At 49.6% G+C, this 19,270-nt stretch carries 19 protein-coding genes; 5 read left to right on the forward strand and 14 right to left on the reverse strand.

Going from position 1 to position 19,270, the window contains the following annotated elements; genetic code table 11:
* Position 1: 1 nt before the first annotated feature.
* On the reverse strand, positions 2-1,462 hold the full coding sequence (locus CHK_RS03790) for a DNA-3-methyladenine glycosylase 2 family protein (protein ID WP_046442708.1): 1,461 nt from the start codon (positions 1,460-1,462) through the stop codon (positions 2-4).
* 237 nt (positions 1,463-1,699) lie between these two features.
* Positions 1,700-2,227, reverse strand: coding sequence for a nitroreductase family protein (locus CHK_RS03795; RefSeq protein WP_046442709.1), 528 nt, complete (start codon positions 2,225-2,227; stop codon positions 1,700-1,702).
* Between the two features lie 149 nt (positions 2,228-2,376).
* Here CHK_RS03795 and CHK_RS03800 point away from each other — a divergent pair, with 149 nt between their 5' ends.
* The 5 genes from CHK_RS03800 to CHK_RS03820 all read left to right on the forward strand — a co-directional run bounded on the left by CHK_RS03800 (position 2,377) and on the right by CHK_RS03820 (position 7,513).
* Positions 2,377-2,814: an Rrf2 family transcriptional regulator gene (locus CHK_RS03800; RefSeq protein ID WP_235843842.1), complete on the forward strand. Its 438-nt coding sequence runs from the start codon at positions 2,377-2,379 to the stop codon at positions 2,812-2,814.
* A gap of 295 nt (positions 2,815-3,109) precedes the next feature.
* Complete coding sequence (locus tag CHK_RS03805; protein ID WP_046442711.1) at positions 3,110-4,285, forward strand: MFS transporter; 1,176 nt, start codon at positions 3,110-3,112, stop codon at positions 4,283-4,285.
* A gap of 134 nt (positions 4,286-4,419) precedes the next feature.
* The gene (locus CHK_RS03810) at positions 4,420-5,436 is read left to right on the forward strand and encodes an NAD(+)/NADH kinase (RefSeq protein WP_082103374.1); all 1,017 of its coding nucleotides are present in this window, start codon (positions 4,420-4,422) and stop codon (positions 5,434-5,436) included.
* A 99-nt stretch (positions 5,437-5,535) separates the two neighbouring features.
* On the forward strand, positions 5,536-6,024 hold the full coding sequence (locus tag CHK_RS03815) for a MarR family transcriptional regulator (RefSeq protein ID WP_046442713.1): 489 nt from the start codon (positions 5,536-5,538) through the stop codon (positions 6,022-6,024).
* Positions 6,025-6,232: 208 nt separating this feature from the next.
* Entirely contained in the window at positions 6,233-7,513 is a 1,281-nt protein-coding gene (locus CHK_RS03820) for an MFS transporter (protein ID WP_046442714.1), read from the forward strand.
* 73 nt (positions 7,514-7,586) lie between these two features.
* Here CHK_RS03820 and CHK_RS03825 read toward each other — a convergent pair whose 3' ends face one another.
* The 12 genes from CHK_RS03825 to CHK_RS03880 form a co-directional block, all read right to left on the reverse strand.
* Positions 7,587-8,756: an N-acetylglucosamine-6-phosphate deacetylase gene (locus CHK_RS03825; protein ID WP_046442715.1), complete on the reverse strand. Its 1,170-nt coding sequence runs from the start codon at positions 8,754-8,756 to the stop codon at positions 7,587-7,589.
* Positions 8,757-8,768: 12 nt separating this feature from the next.
* The gene (locus tag CHK_RS03830) at positions 8,769-9,218 is read right to left on the reverse strand and encodes a hypothetical protein (RefSeq protein ID WP_046442716.1); all 450 of its coding nucleotides are present in this window, start codon (positions 9,216-9,218) and stop codon (positions 8,769-8,771) included.
* Positions 9,215-9,652 (reverse strand): hypothetical protein, encoded by a 438-nt coding sequence (locus CHK_RS03835; protein ID WP_046442717.1) that lies wholly within the window; start codon positions 9,650-9,652, stop codon positions 9,215-9,217. The genes CHK_RS03830 and CHK_RS03835 overlap by 4 nt, the downstream gene beginning before the upstream one ends.
* Positions 9,653-9,669: 17 nt before the next feature.
* Positions 9,670-11,118: a 6-phosphogluconolactonase gene (locus tag CHK_RS03840; protein WP_046442718.1), complete on the reverse strand. Its 1,449-nt coding sequence runs from the start codon at positions 11,116-11,118 to the stop codon at positions 9,670-9,672.
* A gap of 11 nt (positions 11,119-11,129) precedes the next feature.
* Entirely contained in the window at positions 11,130-12,080 is a 951-nt protein-coding gene (locus tag CHK_RS03845; RefSeq protein WP_052740270.1) for an ABC transporter permease, read from the reverse strand.
* Entirely contained in the window at positions 12,077-13,081 is a 1,005-nt protein-coding gene (locus CHK_RS03850) for an ABC transporter permease (RefSeq protein WP_046442719.1), read from the reverse strand. Before CHK_RS03850 ends, CHK_RS03845 begins: the two co-directional genes overlap by 4 nt.
* A 13-nt stretch (positions 13,082-13,094) precedes the next feature.
* A complete protein-coding gene (locus CHK_RS03855) occupies positions 13,095-14,594 on the reverse strand; it encodes a sugar ABC transporter ATP-binding protein (protein WP_046442720.1) in 1,500 nt (499 codons plus the stop codon).
* Positions 14,595-14,751: 157 nt separating this feature from the next.
* On the reverse strand, positions 14,752-15,813 hold the full coding sequence (locus tag CHK_RS03860) for a sugar ABC transporter substrate-binding protein (RefSeq protein ID WP_046442721.1): 1,062 nt from the start codon (positions 15,811-15,813) through the stop codon (positions 14,752-14,754).
* A gap of 71 nt (positions 15,814-15,884) precedes the next feature.
* Positions 15,885-16,679 carry a creatininase family protein gene (locus tag CHK_RS03865; protein ID WP_046442722.1) on the reverse strand — a complete coding sequence of 265 codons (795 nt, stop codon included), beginning with the start codon at positions 16,677-16,679 and terminating at the stop codon, positions 15,885-15,887.
* A 5-nt stretch (positions 16,680-16,684) separates the two neighbouring features.
* Positions 16,685-18,136, reverse strand: coding sequence for a xylulokinase (locus CHK_RS03870; RefSeq protein WP_046442723.1), 1,452 nt, complete (start codon positions 18,134-18,136; stop codon positions 16,685-16,687).
* 3 nt (positions 18,137-18,139) lie between these two features.
* On the reverse strand, positions 18,140-18,637 hold the full coding sequence (locus CHK_RS03875; RefSeq protein WP_046442724.1) for a secondary thiamine-phosphate synthase enzyme YjbQ: 498 nt from the start codon (positions 18,635-18,637) through the stop codon (positions 18,140-18,142).
* Positions 18,638-18,664: 27 nt separating this feature from the next.
* Complete coding sequence (locus CHK_RS03880; RefSeq protein ID WP_046442725.1) at positions 18,665-19,270, reverse strand: KpsF/GutQ family sugar-phosphate isomerase; 606 nt, start codon at positions 19,268-19,270, stop codon at positions 18,665-18,667.

A 19,270-nucleotide genomic window follows, 5' to 3' on the forward strand; every position in this document is an offset into this window, starting at 1 on the left:
CTCAAAGCGTATTCCAAAGGTTGACCGTTGCATAGCTGCGCCAAGGCCGCCACGCTTCCGCCATCTGTAATAATTCTTTCGGCGTATATGGCGCGAACGCTTTTTTTACGCCCGCGTCTGTTTCCAGAAAAGCGTCGGGCCATCCCAAAGCGCGCATGGCAATATACTGCGCTGTCCAGTTCCCGATTCCTTTTATTGCCATCAGTTTTTTTATTTCCTCTTCCGGGTTTGCACACAGGTCAAGGTCAATGTCTTTCTTTTGAAGTGCGCGTGCAAGATCAAAAATCGTTCTTGACCGTGCGGATGTAACGCCCAATTCGCCCAAACGGCTTTCAATGTCGTCTCCAGGCGCAAGGATGTCTTCCGCCGACGGGAAAATATGCGTCAAACCATCTATCCCCGTCTCTACATGCGTGCCAAACGCCTGCACCAGCCGGGCAGCTAAGGTGCCAGCCGCTTTGACAGTGATCTGCTGCCCTAAAACAGCTCTCACAGCCATTTCAAAAGAATCAAAGCAGCCGGGCAGCCTTGTTCCCAAAGTGCAAAGGCCGGGCCGGAGTTCGTTCATAGAGGAAAGCGTTCCATAGACCGCATCCGGATCGCAATACAGGTCAAAAAGCCTGCGTACCCGTGCCAGAACCTGAGGCAACGCCCGCAGCAGCGTTTCGCTTACAGTGACGGTCAATACATTCTTTTTGGGTTTATGGCCTACCTTTATCCAGCCGTAAACATGCTTTCCCTTTGCGCCGGTCAGGCACACTGTACGCATATATTCATTATTGCTTACCGTTTCTACACCTGTAATTGCGCGGTCTGCCAGAAAACCCAGAATTTGTTCCCAACGGTAAGGGGGGCGGTAGCCCAAAGCCAGCGTAATATTGTCATTTCTTTGTTTTTCTTTCGCCCTTTGCTTTCGCAGGGCGCCGGGCGAAAGATGATAACGTTTTTTGAATAGGTCGTTAAAGCGCCGCAAGCTTCCAAATCCGGCAGCCATTGCCACATCGAGAACCGATAAATCCGTATCTGTCAGCAGATTTTTTGCCAATAGCAGCCTGCACGTTTGGAGATATTGCACAGGAGATACGTGATATTCTTCTGTAAACACCCTTCGCAGGTGACGATCCGTACACCCAAGCTTCGCCGCAAGCTCCCCCACGCTTTGTCTGCTCCCACAGTTTTCTTCCAATAACCGCGCAGCTTTATGGACGAGCACAGCGGACGCATCCGTTACGGAAGTACCCGGCGCGAGCTCCGGCCTGCATAAAAGGCAGGGACGGTAACCGGCCTGCTCCGCTTCTGCCGCGGTGGAATAAAACGTACAGTTTTCTATTTTAGGCCGTTTCGCTCGGCAAACCGGGCGGCAGTAAATACCTGTTGACGATATTCCCACAAAGAAACGTCCGTCAAACCGCGTATCTTTTGCCATAAACGCATTGTATAAGCCGTTTTTGTTCCCAAGCATTTGCCTGCCTCCTCTGCTTTATAGTTTCATTATATCATAGCCGTTTTAAAAATCCGGCCATTTTCGGACATGGTTTTATGTTTTTTCTATATAGTTTAAATTTAATAGCCCCGGCGCAAAAAAACGTCCTTAAGGACGTTTCTTTGCATACAATAAATGTGCGCGAACACATACGGGTTCGCCAGGGCAAACCCGCAGGTATAAAGCGCTGTCGTATTCTTCCGCCCGAACCAGCGGCTAAACTACTCGAATATAGTCCTTTTTACGCTCAGCGGCCTCTGGCTGCTCACAGTCCGCATATCCCAAAGCGATTGAAGCGACGCCCATCATATTTGCAGGAAGCTTCCACTTTTTAAGCAACGCTTGTCCTTCCGGCGTTTCAAGCATTTCTTTTGTCCTATGAATCCAGCAACCGCCCAGGCCCGCCGAATAGGCGGCATTCAATAAATTGCCCGCAACCAAACTTCCATCTTCCACCGGAGCGATCCCATCGGTGGGAGCCAAAACGAGTATTATGGTTGGCGCGCCATAATAGGGATGCGTTTCTTCATTCCCATTCATAATTTTCCCATTTATTTTATCCAGTTCTTCCACGTATTCCTTATTTTGAACGGCAACGATGATAGGTTGCTGTTGACCACCAGCCGTAGGCGCATAAGTCCCCGCCTCCAAAACTACACCGAGCTCCTCTGCCGTTATCTGCTCCGGCTTGAATTTACGAATACTCCTTCTGTTTTTTAAAACTTCCAACGCTTCTTTTTTCATGATTTTTTCCTTCCTTTGCGACTATTTGTTTATTTGTAGTGTTAATAACTACAAATAATTATATTGTATTTTAATTGTAGTGTCAATGGCTACAGTTGATTTGTAACCAAAAGTCTATTAGAATAACAATAGAGGTATCGAATATGAGAATGAGCAGCAACTTTACGGTTTCAATTCAAATGTTGTTATTGATGTTGATTTCCGGCAATCAAAAAATTACAAGCGATATTATTTCACAGAGCACGGGCGCTAATCCCGTGCTAATCAGGCAGCTATATAAGAAACTGAAAGACGCCGGTATCATTAAAGTGTCAACCGGTCAGGGCGTTACGACATTATCGAAGGATCCAAAGGAGATATCGCTATGGGATATTTATACGGCGGTAGAAAAGCACAATGTTGACGATTTATTTAAATTTCATCCTAAAATCTCCGACGGATGCCAAATTGGCCGTTTTTTCAAAGAAATCCTGAGCCCGCATTTAGAGGATGCAGTCGAAGCCTTGTCAAAAGAAATGTCCGGCGTTTCATTGTTCCAATTAGCAACGGAATGGGCTGAATTAAACAAGGAGACTGCGGGGACATAATTGCGGCGTCTGGTTTTTCGAGACAATTTCAACGTGTACTCAGTTTAAGGCGGACGGTATTTATATGCGGATATCAATGAAAAAGCTCATCGTAACCATAACGGCATTTCTTCTGGTATTTGCCTGTTATCCACAACATTGAACCTGTAACAAATATTAAGGGCCCATTGGATGGTAACTTTATACAGACATATAAAGCAATTTTGTCAGGTTGAATTTTATTCATGCAACTTCTGGCTTTTCCATAGCTCTCCATGCTAAAATATATTATTAAGGTATCAAAGGAGCTTGGGGAATGGTTGTACTGCTGGTTATCATCTATTTGGCTTTTATCAGCCTTGGCCTTCCGGATTCGCTGCTTGGCAGCGCGTGGCCCGCAATGTACGGCGGCTTTGGCGTAGATATCGCAAGCGCCGGGATCATTTCGATGATCATTGCGGGAGGCACTATCGTTTCCAGCCTGTTGAGCGACCGCCTGATCCGCAAGCTTGGCACATCTTATATTACGCTGATTTGCGTAGCGATGACGGCTGTCGCCCTTTTGGGGATTTCATTTTCAGGCAGCTTTATCGCCGTTTGCTTATGGGCTGTACCGTTAGGCCTTGGCGCGGGCTCCATCGACGCGGCATTAAACAATTTTGTTGCCCTGCACTACAAGGCCGCCCATATGAATTGGCTCCATGCTTTCTGGGGCATAGGCACCATCATCGGCCCCCTCATCATTTCATCGGTCTTAATACAGTCCGGCACATGGAATACGGCCTATCGCGTCATCAGTTTTCTTCAGTTCGGCCTTGTCGCTATCCTTATTTTTTCCCTGCCGCTCTGGAAAAAAGCCAGGTCTCCTTCAAAACCGGAAGAGGCGGATCAAAAAACATCGATCGCCTTGCCCACGGCAATACGCCTGCCCAAAGCAAAACCCACGCTGCTCGCCTTTTTCTGCTATTGCTCTGTCGAGGCAACCGTAACGCTTTGGGGCAGCAGCTATCTGGTTACGGTCAGGGGGATTGCTGAGGACGTTGCAGCGGGATGGATATCCCTGTATTTTATCGGTATTACGCTCGGCCGCATCCTGTCTGGTTTTTTATCCATGAAGCTGTCGCAAAAGCAGTTGATCCGCCTGGGCCAGCTTTTAATCGGCATAGGAATTATCGTATTGCTCCTTCCCTTACCCGCTCTCGCGGCGGTAGTCGGGCTTCTGTTTATCGGCCTTGGCTGCGCGCCCATTTTCCCCAGCCTTCTTCATGAAACGCCAAACACCTTCGGTAAAATCAATTCACAGGCGCTTATGGGTATACAAATGGCTTCAGCTTATGTCGGTACAACCTTCATGCCCCCGCTGTTCGGCTTGCTTGCCGAACGGACTGGCTACGGTGCGCTTCCCTTTTACCTGGGAGCGTTACTTGTGCTGATGGTATTTATGGTAAACAGGATTTATCCAAAGGCAAAAACAGCCCCCGGCAAAGCGTGAATCAATGTGCGGCAGCTTTTTCACTTGATTCCGTCAAAACGCCTTAACCGTCTTGTTTTTCCAGTATGATAGTGCTAGGATAAAGAAGCCGGCGGTTTGAAAAACCGCCTTATGCTTAATGCTGTGGCAATCGAATGAAAGCGGTGAATCATATGGGAACGATTGGAATTGTTGCAAATCCAAACTCCGGAAAAGATATCAGGCGCATCGTGTCGTATGCGACCACCTTCAACAATCAGGAAAAAATCAGCATCGTGAAGCGGATACTGTCCGGAATTTACGAGCTTGGAGACCATCATATTTACATTATGCCGGATGATAACCATTTGGGATATCACGCGCTGGACGGCATGAACCAGAAAGAGATTCAGGACAGGGTTACCATCCCTGACCTCTATGTATCGGGCGACGCACAGGACACCTCCGATTTTGTGGATTATATGGCGCATGAATTGAAGGCGGACGTTATTATTGTGCTTGGCGGGGACGGCACAAGCCGCGCCGCAGCAAAAACGATAGGAGACATACCGCTGATTCCTGTATCTACGGGTACAAATAATGTTTATCCCCAGTTCATCGAAGGTACCGTCGTGGCAATCGCAGCCGCAGCATTGGCCGACAACGTACTGAAAAAAGATGATATTCCCCGCGGAAAACTGATCGAGGTAAGCGTTTCCGACGGTCAAACCGACATTGGGCTGATTGACGCGGTTGTTTCAAGAAAAAACTGTATCGGCGCGCGCGCTATTACCGACGAGGGAGATATCGACGCAATCCTCGTAACGCAGTCGCATCCGGCCAATATCGGCTTCTCCGCCCTGATCGGCTCTTCTAACATCGTATTGCCGGAAGACGATTACGGCGTATATGCGGCGCTTGACTGGCAGCGCAGGGATTATGTCGCCGCCATCTCTGTCGGCGTACTCGTACGGTTTGGCTTGCAGCAAGTCCGCACGCTGAAGCCAGACGAAGAGCTTCGGCTAAAGCCCGGCTATTTTGGCACGGTTGCGCTTGACGGCGAACGTGAAATAACTTTTTGTCCGGAAGACACCATTACAATGAAGATAACGCGCAATGGGCCTCGCAAGGTAGACGTAGCGCAAGCGCTTCAAAGGGTGGTGGATCTTGGTTATTTGCGCGCTTCGAAATAAACGGCCCTGTGGGCAAATCCAATACAGCCAATATTATTGAAACGGAAACAAAAAAGCAATATACTGTTGTTACTATCACAATAAAAGGGAGGAAAGACCATGGATAAATCAGAGCAGGTTTTAGCCGGCCTTTGGGACTTGTTCAGCAAACGAATGTGGCTGGATGAATTCAGGATGAAGGCTGCGCTGAAGGAATATACGCCTTCCGAAGTGCATTGCATCGAATATATTGGCAAAAATGAGGATCCCAACGTAACAAAGCTTGCGGAGGCCTTTTATATGACAAGAAGCGCCATCAGCAAATTAACAAAGAAACTCATAAAAAAGGGATTGATTGAAAGCTATCAAAGGCCTGATAACAGGAAAGAAATCTATTTCAAGCTTACCAGCCATGGAAAAACGGTAAATGAAATTCATAACCAGCTGCACAAAGAATCCCGGGAAAGGGATAAAAAAGTATTTGAACAGATGACCACACAGCAATTTGACAGTATACTTCGCTTTGCAGAAAACTACAACAGGCATTTGGATGAACAAATCAAGAAATTGGGCGTTGATATTACATCAGGCTACTGCGACAGGCTGTAACCATAGCGCTCCTTTTGGCCTGCACGTAAAACACAGGCGGTTTTAGCCTCAATAAACCCAGTGTTTTCGATGTAAAAATGTTAAGCGGCCCGCTTCCAAAAGCAGGCTGTTTTTTTATTGCCTTCATTTTTTGTTGACAAGGACACAAAAATATGTTACCGTAGCTTTTGAGTCCCAAGACTCAATATACTTTCGGAGGATACCATCTATGAAACAGGAAAAAGCGATTTTTTCAAGGGATTTTACGCTTGTTACAATGGGCCAGATCATTTCCATATTTGGCAATCAAATTTTGAGGTACGCCCTTCCGCTCTATTTATTGAACCTTACCGGCTCGTCCGCCCTGTTTGGAACCATTTCAGCATCCGCTTTCATCCCTATGCTCGTTTTATTTCCAATCGGCGGGATCATCGCCGACCGCTTTCATAAGAAAAATATTATGGTGCTACTGGATTTTGGAACGTCAATTCTGATTTTCCTGTTTTGCCTGTTGGAGGGCAAAATGGATATTGTACCGCTTGTGGCAATCACAATCGTCGCATTGTATGGCATACAGGGTGCTTACCAGCCCGCAGTACAGGCAAGCATACCTGTTTTGGTCAGTCCAGAACATTTGATGCAGGGCAATTCGATCATCAATCTGATCAACTCTCTCGCCAGTATGCTGGGGCCGGTTTTTGGCGGCATCCTGTTTTCTGTTTTTGGCCTGTCTCCTATTCTGTATGTAAGCATCGGCTGCTTTTTTGTATCCGCAATCATGGAAATCTTTATCCATATGCCATTTGAGAAAAAGCAGGAAAAAGGCAATATATTCGCAATAGCCATTGGCGATCTGAAAAAAAGCTTTCACTTTATGCTCCGGGAACAACCTGTACTGTGGAAAATATCGTTGGTTTATGCTTCTTTGAATCTTTTCCTGACCGCATTAATCCTGATTGCAGTTCCCGTCCTGGTTACGCAGCGCCTGGGATTTGCCGGGGATACCGCCAACCGGCTGTATGGATACGCACAGGGAGTCATCGCCGCCAGCGCGGTATTGGGCGGACTGCTTGCGGGAGTATGTTCTAAAAAATTGAAAGCAAAGGCAGGCCCGTTCCTGCTGATTGGCTGCGCGTTGTCTGTCCTTTTGGCCGGGATTGGGCTGCAAACGTTAAAAAATCCAATGGCTGTCTATGTTGTATTGCTGGTCGGCAGCGGCCTGTTGGTGGCGTTATCAACTGTATTCCAGATTCAGGTACTGTCATATTTGCAGATTTTAACCCCTGCGGATTTGATCGGAAAAGTAACGTCGTGCTTTATTTGCATCTGTATGTGCATGAATCCCCTCGGTCAGCTAATCTACGGTAATGTTTTTGAGAATATCGGAAATAATATATATCTTCCATTTTATATTGCCGCGGTAATCGTGATTGGAATCAGCGTTGTTACCCGCCGTATTTTCAATGGAATCGATCCTTTGCTTGAAAACAGAAAGACCAAGGACTGCTAACCGCCGCCCTCTGGTCTTTTCCCGTCCTTATGAAGCAACCGAGCTTTTTTGCATAGGAGCAGGCCGATTATCCTCAGGCCTCCGCTCCTTCAAAAAACACTTTTTTAATACCGATTTTGTCATCCATAATCACAAGGTTCGCTTTCTTGCCCGTGTCGATGCTTCCAACCGTATCAAACATACCCAGCATCTTAGCGGGATTTGCGGTTGCAAATTTGATCACATGGCAAATGCCGTAGCCTGTGTGCATCATCATATTCCTGCACGCCACGTCCATCGTCATCCTGCTTCCGCATACCCATCCCTGCTTATCGTAACCAAGGTCCGGCGCTTTTGTACCGCCCATTATCGGCCCCTCCGGATCCGCACAGTCCAACGGATAATGATCGGTTACAAGAATAATTTTCTCCAGCCCTTTGATCTTGACCACCATACGCAGCATATGCGGCTTTACATGGATTCCGCGCGAGTCGCAGATCAGCTCCGCATACATATCGTCGTCATACAGGCATGCCTCATCCGGCCCGACGTCCCTGATGCCAACATTGCTTGGAATGATCGGATTAACCACGGCGGTTGCATTGCAGTGATGCGTCTGATTTTTCAGTCCATACTTTTTGAGCCGGTACGCCATATATGGCTTACATTCCGAGTGCCCCATAGAAAACACAACCCCAGGATTTACACGCAGCGCATACCTGACAAACGTTTCGATGTCATCACGTTCCGGCGCAACGCACCATACGCGCACATCCTTACCCGCATAATCCACCAGCTCCTGCATGACCGCAGTGTCAATCGCACCATGCCATTTGACATCGTTTGCTTCGGAACCGTATTTGGGATTCATGAACGGCCCCTCCATATACAGCCCGTCGATGATTTTTCCTGCGCCGCCCGATTTTTGTGCGTCGCGTATCAGGTCTATCGCATGCTTGAATTGCTCAAGGTCAAGGCTTTGGTACAATGCCGGCAAAACGCTCGTGGTGCCATGTGCCAGAAATTCCCTGCACGCCGTTTGCGGATCTTCATAGAAAAACTTGTTGTTCCCGCCATGGCAGTGTACGTCGATAAAGCCCGGCGCAGTATAATTCCCACCTGCGTCAAACACCTGCGCGTCCTCCGGAATACAGACGTCTTTCCCCGTTCCGGCTTCCAGTATCCCGTTTTCGTCAAACAGGACGGCGCCGTCATAAATAAGCCCATCCTCCAAAACGACCGTCGTATTTACAATCGCTTTCATGATATTCCTCCGTTATTTTTCCTTTGCGTACCATGTGCAGTTTCCCGCGCACGTCCCATCCTCATTGTACTCCGGCAGAAAATGCAGCTCGATTCCATATTTTTCAGCTACATGCCCATAGAGTGCATCGCAGTGGTCGCAATAGGTAAGCGCGCCGACATGAGGCTCCTGTCCCCTGCTGCGCACGTCTGCTACCGATGTACAGTTGCGAATCTGCCCGTGGAATACGCCGTCCTCCATCCATGTTTTGAAATCGATCTTTTCTCGGGACAGCGTGCCTGTATCCCCTCCCCAGTATTTCATGCAGCCTTCCACGCCATAGTCGCGGATACATTCGTCAAGATGCGCGCAGTACTCGTCGGATATCTCACGAAATAAATCCGCAAGCGCTTCCGTTCCGAATTTTTCTTCCACATATCCAAAGGTCATGTTGTATGCCGCAATATAATCCCTGATCGTCATGCCGCATCCTCCTTTGTAAATTGAAATTTCAGCCTGCCGTCCGCGTCATATTTCAGCAATTCAAAACCAAGCTCCGCCATCGCCGCGACGTCCCCGTAAATCACTTCGTAGGAGCGGTAGTAGTTTTCACGCGGCATACCGCCAATTTCCAGATATTCCTTCTGCCAGATGTGATCCGGCATTTCGAGCACCTCGACGGTCAACTTGTTCCCGTCCTCTTCAAAACGCACCTTTCCTTCGTCTTCCTCGATAATCTCTCTGAAATAATCGCGGATATAGGGCAACCCACCCTCGCGGAATTGCTTTGCGAGCCCCGTATACACCGCCTTTGCGATATAGTGCCAATATTCCTCCAGAGCCTGCTTTCCATAGTTATCCTCAAACCAGTTGTAAATGATGCTGTATCCGCTATACCATTCCCTGATTGCAGCCATTTTTTATCCCCCTTGTTTCAGCGGTATTGCCGCTCTGTGTCATAATCGATCTTCTCTGCGAACAAATTTGAAATATAAACGTTCGCCCTGCATACCTGAATCAGCGAATCAGGCACAAGCGGCGTAACCGGTCCAAAGCAAACCAGGCGCGACATCATTTTTTCCCAGCTGATATCCGTATTGCCAATCAGGAAGTTATGGAATTCAAAAACCTCCCTGCAATTCACAAAATCGCGCGGGCCGATGGTCGCCGCGCGCGGCGGTACAAATGCGAGGTCCCCCGCAAGCCCAAAGCTTGCGTGCAGCGAATTTTGCGCCTGCGTTAAAATATGCAGGTCGGCTATCCGCGCGCCAAGTTTCAACCATTCGTCCGTGGGTATCACCTGGTCGCCATCCACGCCAAACTGCTTTACCGCATCGATAAACGCACTGTGCCCCGACCATCCGCATGCAGAATAGGCGATATCCGCTTCTCCCTCGTCCTCGATCATTTTAGAATACACTTCGATGTTTTCGTTTGTCGGATAATGGATATTTTTGATATCAGGACGCAATTCTTCCCTCAGCTCATTCATAAAAAAACGGAAAAACGCATTTGTGAATCCCGCAGGATAGCTTTCCGGCGCAATCCGTCCATCCTGATCCGCCCATTCGTCCATCGTAAACACCACCAGATTGCGGCAGCTGATATTGCATTCGTTGAGCATATACGCAACCCGCTTATAAATAGCCGCAGGGTTTGGAAGAATCATCACGCATTTCTCATCCTTTTCGTCGCTGTCCCTGATCCGTTTGAACATATCTGTGAGCCACGCATACGAGATAAAGTCGTCATCCACGATCTCCAGCTTCCAGTTTGGGCGCGTCTGGTTGAGCGCCAGATAATCCTCCCTTCCCTTTTTCCTGCATTCGTCCAAAACCGCCACATCACGAAACGGAATCCCGGGATGCGGCTCGAATGTAAATTCCCTGCAAAAATTGCTCATTCTTCTTCCCTCCAATTTGTATTGCTTTATTTTTTGCACCGTCGTCAGGCATTTACCGGCGCATGATCCATCCATTCCATACTCTATTTCTACGTCAAACGTCAGGCCATACCGGTTCAAAACCGGCGCATAAAGCGCGCGGCAATGGTCGCAATAGGTTATGTTCCCTGCGTACGGCTCGCATCCGCGCGCCCGAAGCTCTGCGACGGACGGGCATTCGTTCATCTCAATCATAAAAACGCCGTTTTCCATCCATATCCTGCACGAGGCTTTTTCACGTTCAAGCGTTCCTCCTCCGTCTTCTCCGCCCCAATATTCCATACATCCCTCGATCCCGCTGCGCTCCACGCATTCATTCAGGTGCACGCACCATTGATCGGAAATCCGGGAAAACAAATTTTCCAGAGCGCCGCTTCCAAAACGTTCCTCCACATAGCGGAACGTTTCGTTGTACGATACGATATAATCACGGATCGTCATATATTCACTCCTTATATCGCGCTTACCTTGCGATAGTTTGCAAAGCTTGTCGCGCCGATGATCGCAACCGTCATCGCCCCCTGTATTACCTGCTGGTAATATCCGGAAAGGCCGATAAGGCTTAACAGGTTTGTGAGCACGCCGATGATCATAAGGCCGATAAAGCTTTTTGGTATGCTCCCCACTCCGCCCGCAGGGCTGGTACCGCCGATGATAATGCTGGAAATTACGATCAGGTTCAGGCTGTCTCCCGCAATCGGCGTTGCGGACTGCAGCCTCATTGTAAGCAGGATACCCGCAAGCCCTGCGGTTACGCCCACAATCACAAAGGACATCGTTTTATAAAACACCACGCTGATTCCTGAATTGTTCGCAACCTCGGCGTTCCCGCCAACCGCGTAGATGTTTCGCCCAAACTGCGTGCGCGTCAGCACATATGCGCTGATTAACCCCACGATAATGAAGATCACAGGAAAAATCGAGAACCCGCCGATCTGCATATTGCTGACCTGCAACACCTCCTCGGTGCGCGCGGGAACCGGCTGCCCCTGGCTGAGCATCAGTGCAAGCCCTTTATAGGCATACATCGTGCCCAGTGTGCCGATGAACGAACATACGCCCAGCTTCGCGACCAGAATGCCGTTTATAAGCCCCAGCACTGCCGCAAACAGTAAGACCACGATAATCGCCAAACCAAAGCTCATGTACGAGAGCAGCTGTGCAAACAATATTCCGCACAGCGTCAGGTTTGAACCAACCGACATATCAAACTCGCCCGCGATGAGCGTAAACGTCATGCCAAAGCTGATGATCCCCTGGATCGATATTTGCAGAAACAGGTTTTGCAGATTGTCGATCGTGAAAAACATAGAAGAGGCGCATGCGGCAAATATGATAACGATCACCAGAATGACAAACGATTTTTGTTCTTTTACAAATCCCAATGCTTTGCTGCTGTTCATCTCGATTTACCTCCTGCCCTTTTTACGCGAATATATACGTCGAGCCACACTGCAAGGACAAGGATCACACCCTGCGCCAGTATTTGTTCGTAAGCGCCCGCGCCCACAAGGTTCAGTACGTTGTTGATGATCGTATATACATATACGCCGAGTACTGCCCTCCACACGCTGCCATAACCGCCGAATACCGCGAAACCGCCGATTACGAGCCCGCTCATTGCCATCATTTCATAGTCGTCGCCCGAAAGCGCCTGTATCGCCATCGTGCGCGACGCAAGGAGAATACCTGCGATGCCCGCGCACAGGCCGGAAATCATAAAGCACTTGAGGCGGGTTTTTGTGATACTGATTCCCGCAAGCCTGCTTGCTTCCGGATTGATACCAACGCTCGTGACCTGCCTGCCAAATTTCGTCTTTCCCAGTACGACGCCCAGAATAACCGCCACAACCGCCATAATAATAACGATGTTGGGTATGACGTCAAAGGTCATTCCCTTTCCCAGGCTGCGGAAAAAATCGGTCGTGTTTTCCCGGAAGGTAGCGTTTCCTGTTACTGCCTGTGCAAGCCCCCGGTATGCCATTTTAAGTCCAAACGTGATCATCATGATCTCGATTGCCCGCGCTTTTGTGATATAAATGATCAGCATATTAAAGGAGCTGATCCCTATTCCCACAAGCAACGCCAGTATAATCGCGCCCGCATCGCCCACATATTGCTGCATCACAACGGAAACCAGCGCGCATACCGCCATATTGATTCCCACGCTCAGGTCAATGCAGCCTGAAATCAATACGTATCCCATTCCAATGGAAAGCACGGCAAGTACCGCGCCCTGCTTCAGTACGTTTTGGATGTTCGTATCCGTAAAAAACACCGGCGAAACGCATCCCGCGACGATCAGTACGATGACGAGCACCACAACGCAGGCATATTCAGGAACCTCTGAAAGGAGATTCTTAAACGATAATTTTCGATTTTCAAGACTTTTCATCTGATTCATAGTGCCACCCCCTTCAGTTTTTTAGAATAAGCTGCATAACGTTTTCGGCAGTGATATCTTCCTTGCGCTCAAGGCTTCCCTTGATCCTGCCCTCGTTTACAACAATAATCCTGTCGCTCATCGCCAGAAGCTCCGGCAGCTCTGAGGAAATGAATATGATCGATTTCCCTTCCTGCACAAGCCGGTTGATCAGCAAGTATATTTCATGCTTGGCGCCAATATCGATGCCCCGCGTCGGTTCGTCCAGTATGATGATATCGCTGTCCGCAAACAGCCACTTTGCAATGACTACCTTCTGCTGGTTCCCGCCTGACAGGTTGATCGCCCTTTGCTCGGTTGAAGGAGTTTTGATGGAAAGCAGTTCCACATATTCCTCCGCCACATCCTTCTCCTGCTTGCGGCTGACCATACCGCGGTGCGTCACCTTACCAAGGTTTGCGAGCGATATATTTTTGGAAATTGGAAACTGCAATAACAGCCCCTGTGATTTCCGGTCCTCCGTCAGGAGCGCGATCCGGTTTTTGATACTGTCCTCCGGCCTTGTAATGTTGACTTTTTTGCCGCCGAGAAAAATCTCTCCCCCGTCAAGCTTATCCGCGCCGAAGATTGCCCGCACAATTTCCGTTCGCCCCGCGCCTACAAGCCCCGCAAGTCCAAGCACCTGACCTTTTTGCAGCGTAAAGCTGATATCCTCAAAAACGCCGTCACGCCGCAGGTCTTTCACTTCCAGAATGTTTTCCGAAGCCAGCACCGGCTGCTCGCGGACGGGGAATTCCTGTCCGATCGTCCTTCCGACCATATCCACAATGATTCCCTCGCGGGTTACGTTTTCAACGTTCTTTGTACTGATCAGCTTTCCGTCGCGCATCACCGATACGCGGTCGCTGATTTCAAGCACTTCCTCGAGCTTATGTGAAATGTAAATTACGGTCACGCCCTTCTCGCGCAATCCGTTCACGATCCTGATCAGGCTTTCGACCTCCCTCGACGTGAGCGTCGCCGACGGCTCGTCCATAATGATGATTTTGGAACCATAGGAGATCGCCTTAGCAATTTCCACCATTTGTTTTTCCGCCACGCTCAGGTCTTTTATGAGGGTGGTTGTATCAATGTCATAACCAACCTCTTTCATAAATTCGGCAGCTTTTCGGTTGGCCTCCTTCCAGTCGATCCACATCCCCTTCGATTTTGAGAGCCTGTCTATAAAAATATTTTCCGTGATGCTCAGCGCGTCTATGAGGTTGAATTCCTGAAAAATAATGCTTAGCCCTTTTTTGATGGCGTCCAGCGGGTTCCGAATTTTTTCTTTGATCCCATTAAGCCATATTTCACCCTGCTCGAGCGAATAAACGCCTGTCAATATTTTCATGAGCGTGGATTTTCCCGCTCCGTTTTCGCCCGCAATGGAATGTACTTCGCCTTTGAAAAAATCAACAGAGATATCATCCAACGCTTTTACACCGGGGAAAGTCTTGGTTATATTACGCAACGATAATATAACTTCCTGTTCCATGACGCTTCCTCCCTTATCCCTAAATTAAGTTTTACTGATTAAAGTGTAGTTCCCCGGCGGCAGAAAAGAACGGCCTGCCGCTCTTTTCTGCTTTGCACGGGAAGAAAAGATATGTTTTGTTTTTCGTGGTTTGAGTCTGAGTCAGAGTTTAAACGCCTTATTTTGCCGCTACGAAATCAAATTCAATCGAATCTGCCTGGTCAACATTTTGCGCGGTCACAACAACCGGCGCTGCGTAATACTTTGGAGCAAACTCAGCCCCTGGATCGTTAAAGTAATCGGAAAGCTGCCTCATTGCAAATCCGCCGCACTGATACAGAAGTACGTACCCAAAGCAGGTGACGGAACCATCCTTGACATATTGCAGGTAATCCGGTATGCCGCACGCGCCGACAATCGCGATTTGCTCCGCTTTGCCCGCATCCTGCACTGCCGAAGCAGCGCCCAGCGCCATGACGTGATCCTGGCAGTAAATAACGGACAGTTCAGGATATTTCGTCATAAGGTCTTCTGTGATGGACATTGCCTTCGCGCTGTCAAAATCACCTGCAAAATCTCCTGCGTAATTGATATCCGTATCCTTTGTCGCATCCTGGAACGCCTGAATGGTTTTATTGGTCGGATCTGTTCCTGCCGCGCCTGTAATGAGCGCTACCTGCGCGCCTTTGTCCTTATAATTTTCTGCAATCCATTCGCAGCCGGTGAACGCAAGGCTGTAATCGTCAACACCCGCAAAGAACAGGAGCTGGTCCATACATTCCTTGTCCATTTCCATTCCAACGCCCACAACGGGAATCCCCGCTTCCTTTGCCGCCTGAATTGAGGGGAGCAGTGACGTGGTATCCGTGGGATTCAGGATAATCGCGTCTACCTTCTGTGAAATCAGGTTCGCCATCTGGTCCGCCTGCGTGGACGGATCGCCCTGAGCGTCCAGCAGCGTTACCTTCCAGCCGAGCTCGTCGGCGACTGCCTGAGCCTCTTTTACGAGCGCTACGCAGGAATCTGCGTCCATCGAGTAAATTGCGATACCGACCGTCTTAGCCGATCCGCCGGTTTCCCCGCCGCCATTATCCGCGGGAGCCGCTGTTGACGCTGCTGCCGAAGCCGCCTCTGTCGAAGCCGCCTCAGACGGCGTTGCCGGAGCGGCGCACGCGCTGAGTAATACCATAGCAGCCATAATAATCGCTGTTGCCAAAGCCAATCCCTTTGTCTTTTTCATTTTGCACCTCCAATATTTTCTGTTTCGGTTCTTCCGAAAATTGATTTTAAGTTCATTCCCATTACCGGATTTTATTCCGGCAGAATAGTTTCATGAAAATAGTATTCCTTCAAAAAGCGTTTGAAATTTTTCCTGATTGCATCCACAATAACCTGCCCGGTCTGCGCGCTCGCCTGTGTGGGATCTCCGCAGGCTCCATATTTGGGCTGCTGTATCCCAAAGGTTGACCATACTACCTTTTGTCCGCCAAAGCAGGCGTCTCCCGCTACAAAATCCGAATGATGCTTCAGCAGATCGTCGTTGCAGAACTTTTCTTCCTTTACAAGCTCCGGGCTGATCAGCATTATAAGCGACGCTTCCCATTCCCCGGAATGGCTGCAGCCGCCGCGCGGGGATTTCCTGATCCGGTTAAACTCTGCCGCGGAAAACGCCACCGGCGAAGCCACTGTATAATAATATCCATACTCGTCGGCAATCAGCTTTGTGGCCATATTGAGCATGGGCCCATGCTGCCCGTGGCAATCGAGCATCAACAGCCTGGAAAAACCCATTTCCGCTATCGATGCACATATATCGTGGATCATATCCGCAAACACCTGCGGACGCAGGCGCATTGCACCCGGCCATTTTGCCACCGCCTTTGGCGTGTAGCCCGACCAAACAGCAGGCATCACCAATACGGGAATTTCGTCCTGTATTTCGTCGGCAATCTGCGCGCACAGGTATTCGGCGATCCTCGCGTCGCAATCCACCGGTAAATAAAGCGAATGCTCTTCCACTTCCCCCACCGGAAGGATAATGAGCGCATCCCGGTCGACATATTCCTTTAGCTCCGGCCACGTCTTTTCCTGAAAATAAAACGACATTTTATTCACTCCGTTTCTCTCATGTCAAAACAGCGTTTTCTCGTTGTTTCGTAATCAATGTATCGTTCCTTGTACTTTTCCACTTCACACGGCTGCGGCAGGAACTCCCGTTCCGGCGCAAGCGGCTTCGTTTCCATCCCAAGGCTTTTGAAAGCAAGCCTTGCCGCCCCGGCAAGGGCTGTTTCGCACGATTCCAGCCGCACCACGCATTTACCTGTAATATCCGCGATCAGCCTGCACCACAGGTCGCTCTTTGATCCGCCGCCAAATACGCGCAGCGTATCGGCGGCCTGCCCCGCCTTGTCCATAACATCCGTATTTGCTTTGATGTGGTATGCAATTCCCTCCAGAAGCGCACGTACGCATTCCGGTATCCCGCTCTGGAGCGTCAGTCCTGTAAATACGCCCGCGCCTTCTCCCCAGTGCGGGGAGGCTCCCCCGGATAAATAAGGATAGAAATTCAATCCGCCTGTTTCCGCATGGGCCGCCATGCCGCTTAGCTCTTCATAATCCATGTTGGGCGCAAACTTTTTCCGGAACCATTCAAGCGCGGAGCCCGCGGTATTTACAACCCCCTCCATGTCCCAGCAACCTTGATACAGGTAAGAAAATACGGGAATCCGCATTTCATCATCCAATACAGGCACTTCTGAAAGCTTTGTGATGCAGCTGCCCGTTCCCAGCGATACCGTTACAACCCGTTCGGATGCTCCTCCGCCGTAGGCCGCGCACTTCTGGTCCTGCGCCCCAACCGCTACGATGACGTCCGTTCCAAGTCCCAGCTCTTTGGCTGTTTCGGGCAGGAGCGTTCCGGCAACGCTGCCCGCCCACGCAATATCCGGAAGCAATCCTGCACCGATACCGTTTTCACCCAGCAGGTCTTCCATCCACGCTTGACCGTGAATATCGTACATCATGGTTCCGGCTGCCATCGTATGGTCTGTGACGCAGTTTCCGCAAAGACGGTATTGGATAAAGTCCACGGGCATTAAGAAGCGCTCTGTTTTTTCAAAAACCCGCGGTTCGTTCTTTTTGATCCACATCAGCTTTGGCAGGGTGTAGATCGGGGAAATCCGTTTCCCTGTCCTTTGAAAGATATCCCGCGCGCCATAGCGCTTGATGATCTCGTCGGTTTCACACGCCGCCCTGCCGTCAAGCCAGCTGATTGCCCCGCACAGCACCTTTCCGTCTTTCCCAACGGGTACGATGGATATGCCCTGAGAGCTCACGCCAATACTTCTGATAGCTGCGCTCTTTTTCCCAAGAAGCGCCGTAGCCTCCCTCACTGTCTGCCGGACCGAATCCCACCACACGCCTGCATCCTGCTCAATCCGGCTGCCGCCAAGGATTGACAACGGATACTCTGTACGGGCCGAACAGAGCATATTGAGCCTGTCGTCAAATACTGCGCTGCGGCATCCGCTTGTCCCAAGGTCAATACCCAGTACAAGACTCATTTTTTACTCCCCCATCACTTGTACGATCACCGTGCGTTTTCTTGCCCGCACCTGATCCCAATCGCCAAAATAGATACATCCAAATTCGCCAAGCTGCAACTCGCCGTCTATCACAGGCATCGTAACCGAACGCCCCATGACCACAGACCGCAGATGCGCATCCGTGTTAAGCGACCACGCGGGCTGTTCGTTCCTGTCTTTTCCCGCAAGCTCAATGTGCCTGGGGCAAGGGTGCATATACTGGCCCTCAGCAGTACAGGTAGGAATGATTTTTGCCAGTACGTTGGCAAGATCCTGCATAATAAGCTCAGTACCCCAGTAGGTTTGCCCGTCCGAAAATTCCTGTATCTGCACGCTGCAAGTGGTATGCCCCGTATAAACGAGTACCGTTCCGTTTTGAATTTCCGAGCGCCTGAGAATCTCGCGCACCGTCGTTGTAACATCGTCAAACGTTGGTCTCCTGTCCGACTGCACTTCAAATTTTTCGTTGTAAACCTTCATTTTGTATCCTCCGTCCTGAATGTATATTTAATGGCTGCGAAGCATCTCGCCGACCTTTCCGCCGGGATGCGTAAGCAATAAATCTTTCTTCGTATAACCGCTGACATCCATGATGGTAAACGCAACCGCATCCCATGCCGCTATGGTCGCCGTGCAGCTTGCCGACGCGCACATATTGAATTTATCCGATTCCTCCCCGACCTCGATCTTAAAATAAATATCTGATTCCTTTGCCAGCACGGAATCGTCGTTTTGCGATACGCCGATGATCTTTGCGCCTTTTTCTTTGCAGCAGGGAATGTAGTTTAATATTTCCGGCGTATTTCCTCCCTTGGAGAACAGCACCACTACGTCGCCCTTTTGAATCGCTCCCATGCCGCCGTGGATCGAATTTGCCGGCGAGCAATAGAATGCGGGCACTTCCACAACGCTGAGCGTATGCGCTACCCTGCGCGCAACGGTTCCCGAGGTTCCGCAGCCCGCCGTTATCACCTTATGCCCTTCCGGCTTTACACGGAGCAAAAGATCGATCACCCTGTCTGTTATTTCGCGGTCAAGCGACGTTATGAGCCCACTGACCGCCCTGCATTCGATTTTTAGTATCTTCTCAACGGACACATCGTATTTTGCCAT

The organism is Christensenella hongkongensis, assembly GCF_000981035.1.
GTDB lineage: Bacteria > Bacillota > Clostridia > Christensenellales > Christensenellaceae > Christensenella > Christensenella hongkongensis.

What these genes read in the sequence shown, in the direction of transcription:
- CHK_RS03815 (WP_046442713.1), top strand. Translation starts at nt 5,536, where the DNA reads ATGGATAAATCAGAGCAGGTTTTAGCCGGCCTTTGGGACTTGTTCAGC.
- CHK_RS03870 (WP_046442723.1), bottom strand. Translation starts at nt 18,136, where the DNA reads ATGAGTCTTGTACTGGGTATTGACCTTGGGACAAGCGGATGCCGCAGC.
- CHK_RS03855 (WP_046442720.1), bottom strand. Translation starts at nt 14,594, where the DNA reads ATGGAACAGGAAGTTATATTATCGTTGCGTAATATAACCAAGACTTTC.
- CHK_RS03840 (WP_046442718.1), bottom strand. Translation starts at nt 11,118, where the DNA reads ATGACGATCCGTGATTATATCGTATCGTACAACGAAACGTTCCGCTAT.
- CHK_RS03865 (WP_046442722.1), bottom strand. Translation starts at nt 16,679, where the DNA reads ATGTCGTTTTATTTTCAGGAAAAGACGTGGCCGGAGCTAAAGGAATAT.
- CHK_RS03820 (WP_046442714.1), top strand. Translation starts at nt 6,233, where the DNA reads ATGAAACAGGAAAAAGCGATTTTTTCAAGGGATTTTACGCTTGTTACA.
- CHK_RS03845 (WP_052740270.1), bottom strand. Translation starts at nt 12,080, where the DNA reads ATGAACAGCAGCAAAGCATTGGGATTTGTAAAAGAACAAAAATCGTTT.
- CHK_RS03795 (WP_046442709.1), bottom strand. Translation starts at nt 2,227, where the DNA reads ATGAAAAAAGAAGCGTTGGAAGTTTTAAAAAACAGAAGGAGTATTCGT.
- CHK_RS03805 (WP_046442711.1), top strand. Translation starts at nt 3,110, where the DNA reads ATGGTTGTACTGCTGGTTATCATCTATTTGGCTTTTATCAGCCTTGGC.
- CHK_RS03800 (WP_235843842.1), top strand. Translation starts at nt 2,377, where the DNA reads ATGAGCAGCAACTTTACGGTTTCAATTCAAATGTTGTTATTGATGTTG.
- CHK_RS03860 (WP_046442721.1), bottom strand. Translation starts at nt 15,813, where the DNA reads ATGAAAAAGACAAAGGGATTGGCTTTGGCAACAGCGATTATTATGGCT.
- CHK_RS03835 (WP_046442717.1), bottom strand. Translation starts at nt 9,652, where the DNA reads ATGGCTGCAATCAGGGAATGGTATAGCGGATACAGCATCATTTACAAC.
- CHK_RS03875 (WP_046442724.1), bottom strand. Translation starts at nt 18,637, where the DNA reads ATGAAGGTTTACAACGAAAAATTTGAAGTGCAGTCGGACAGGAGACCA.
- CHK_RS03880 (WP_046442725.1), bottom strand. Translation starts at nt 19,270, where the DNA reads ATGGCAAAATACGATGTGTCCGTTGAGAAGATACTAAAAATCGAATGC.
- CHK_RS03830 (WP_046442716.1), bottom strand. Translation starts at nt 9,218, where the DNA reads ATGACGATCAGGGATTATATTGCGGCATACAACATGACCTTTGGATAT.
- CHK_RS03825 (WP_046442715.1), bottom strand. Translation starts at nt 8,756, where the DNA reads ATGAAAGCGATTGTAAATACGACGGTCGTTTTGGAGGATGGGCTTATT.
- CHK_RS03810 (WP_082103374.1), top strand. Translation starts at nt 4,420, where the DNA reads ATGAAAGCGGTGAATCATATGGGAACGATTGGAATTGTTGCAAATCCA.
- CHK_RS03790 (WP_046442708.1), bottom strand. Translation starts at nt 1,462, where the DNA reads ATGCTTGGGAACAAAAACGGCTTATACAATGCGTTTATGGCAAAAGAT.
- CHK_RS03850 (WP_046442719.1), bottom strand. Translation starts at nt 13,081, where the DNA reads ATGAATCAGATGAAAAGTCTTGAAAATCGAAAATTATCGTTTAAGAAT.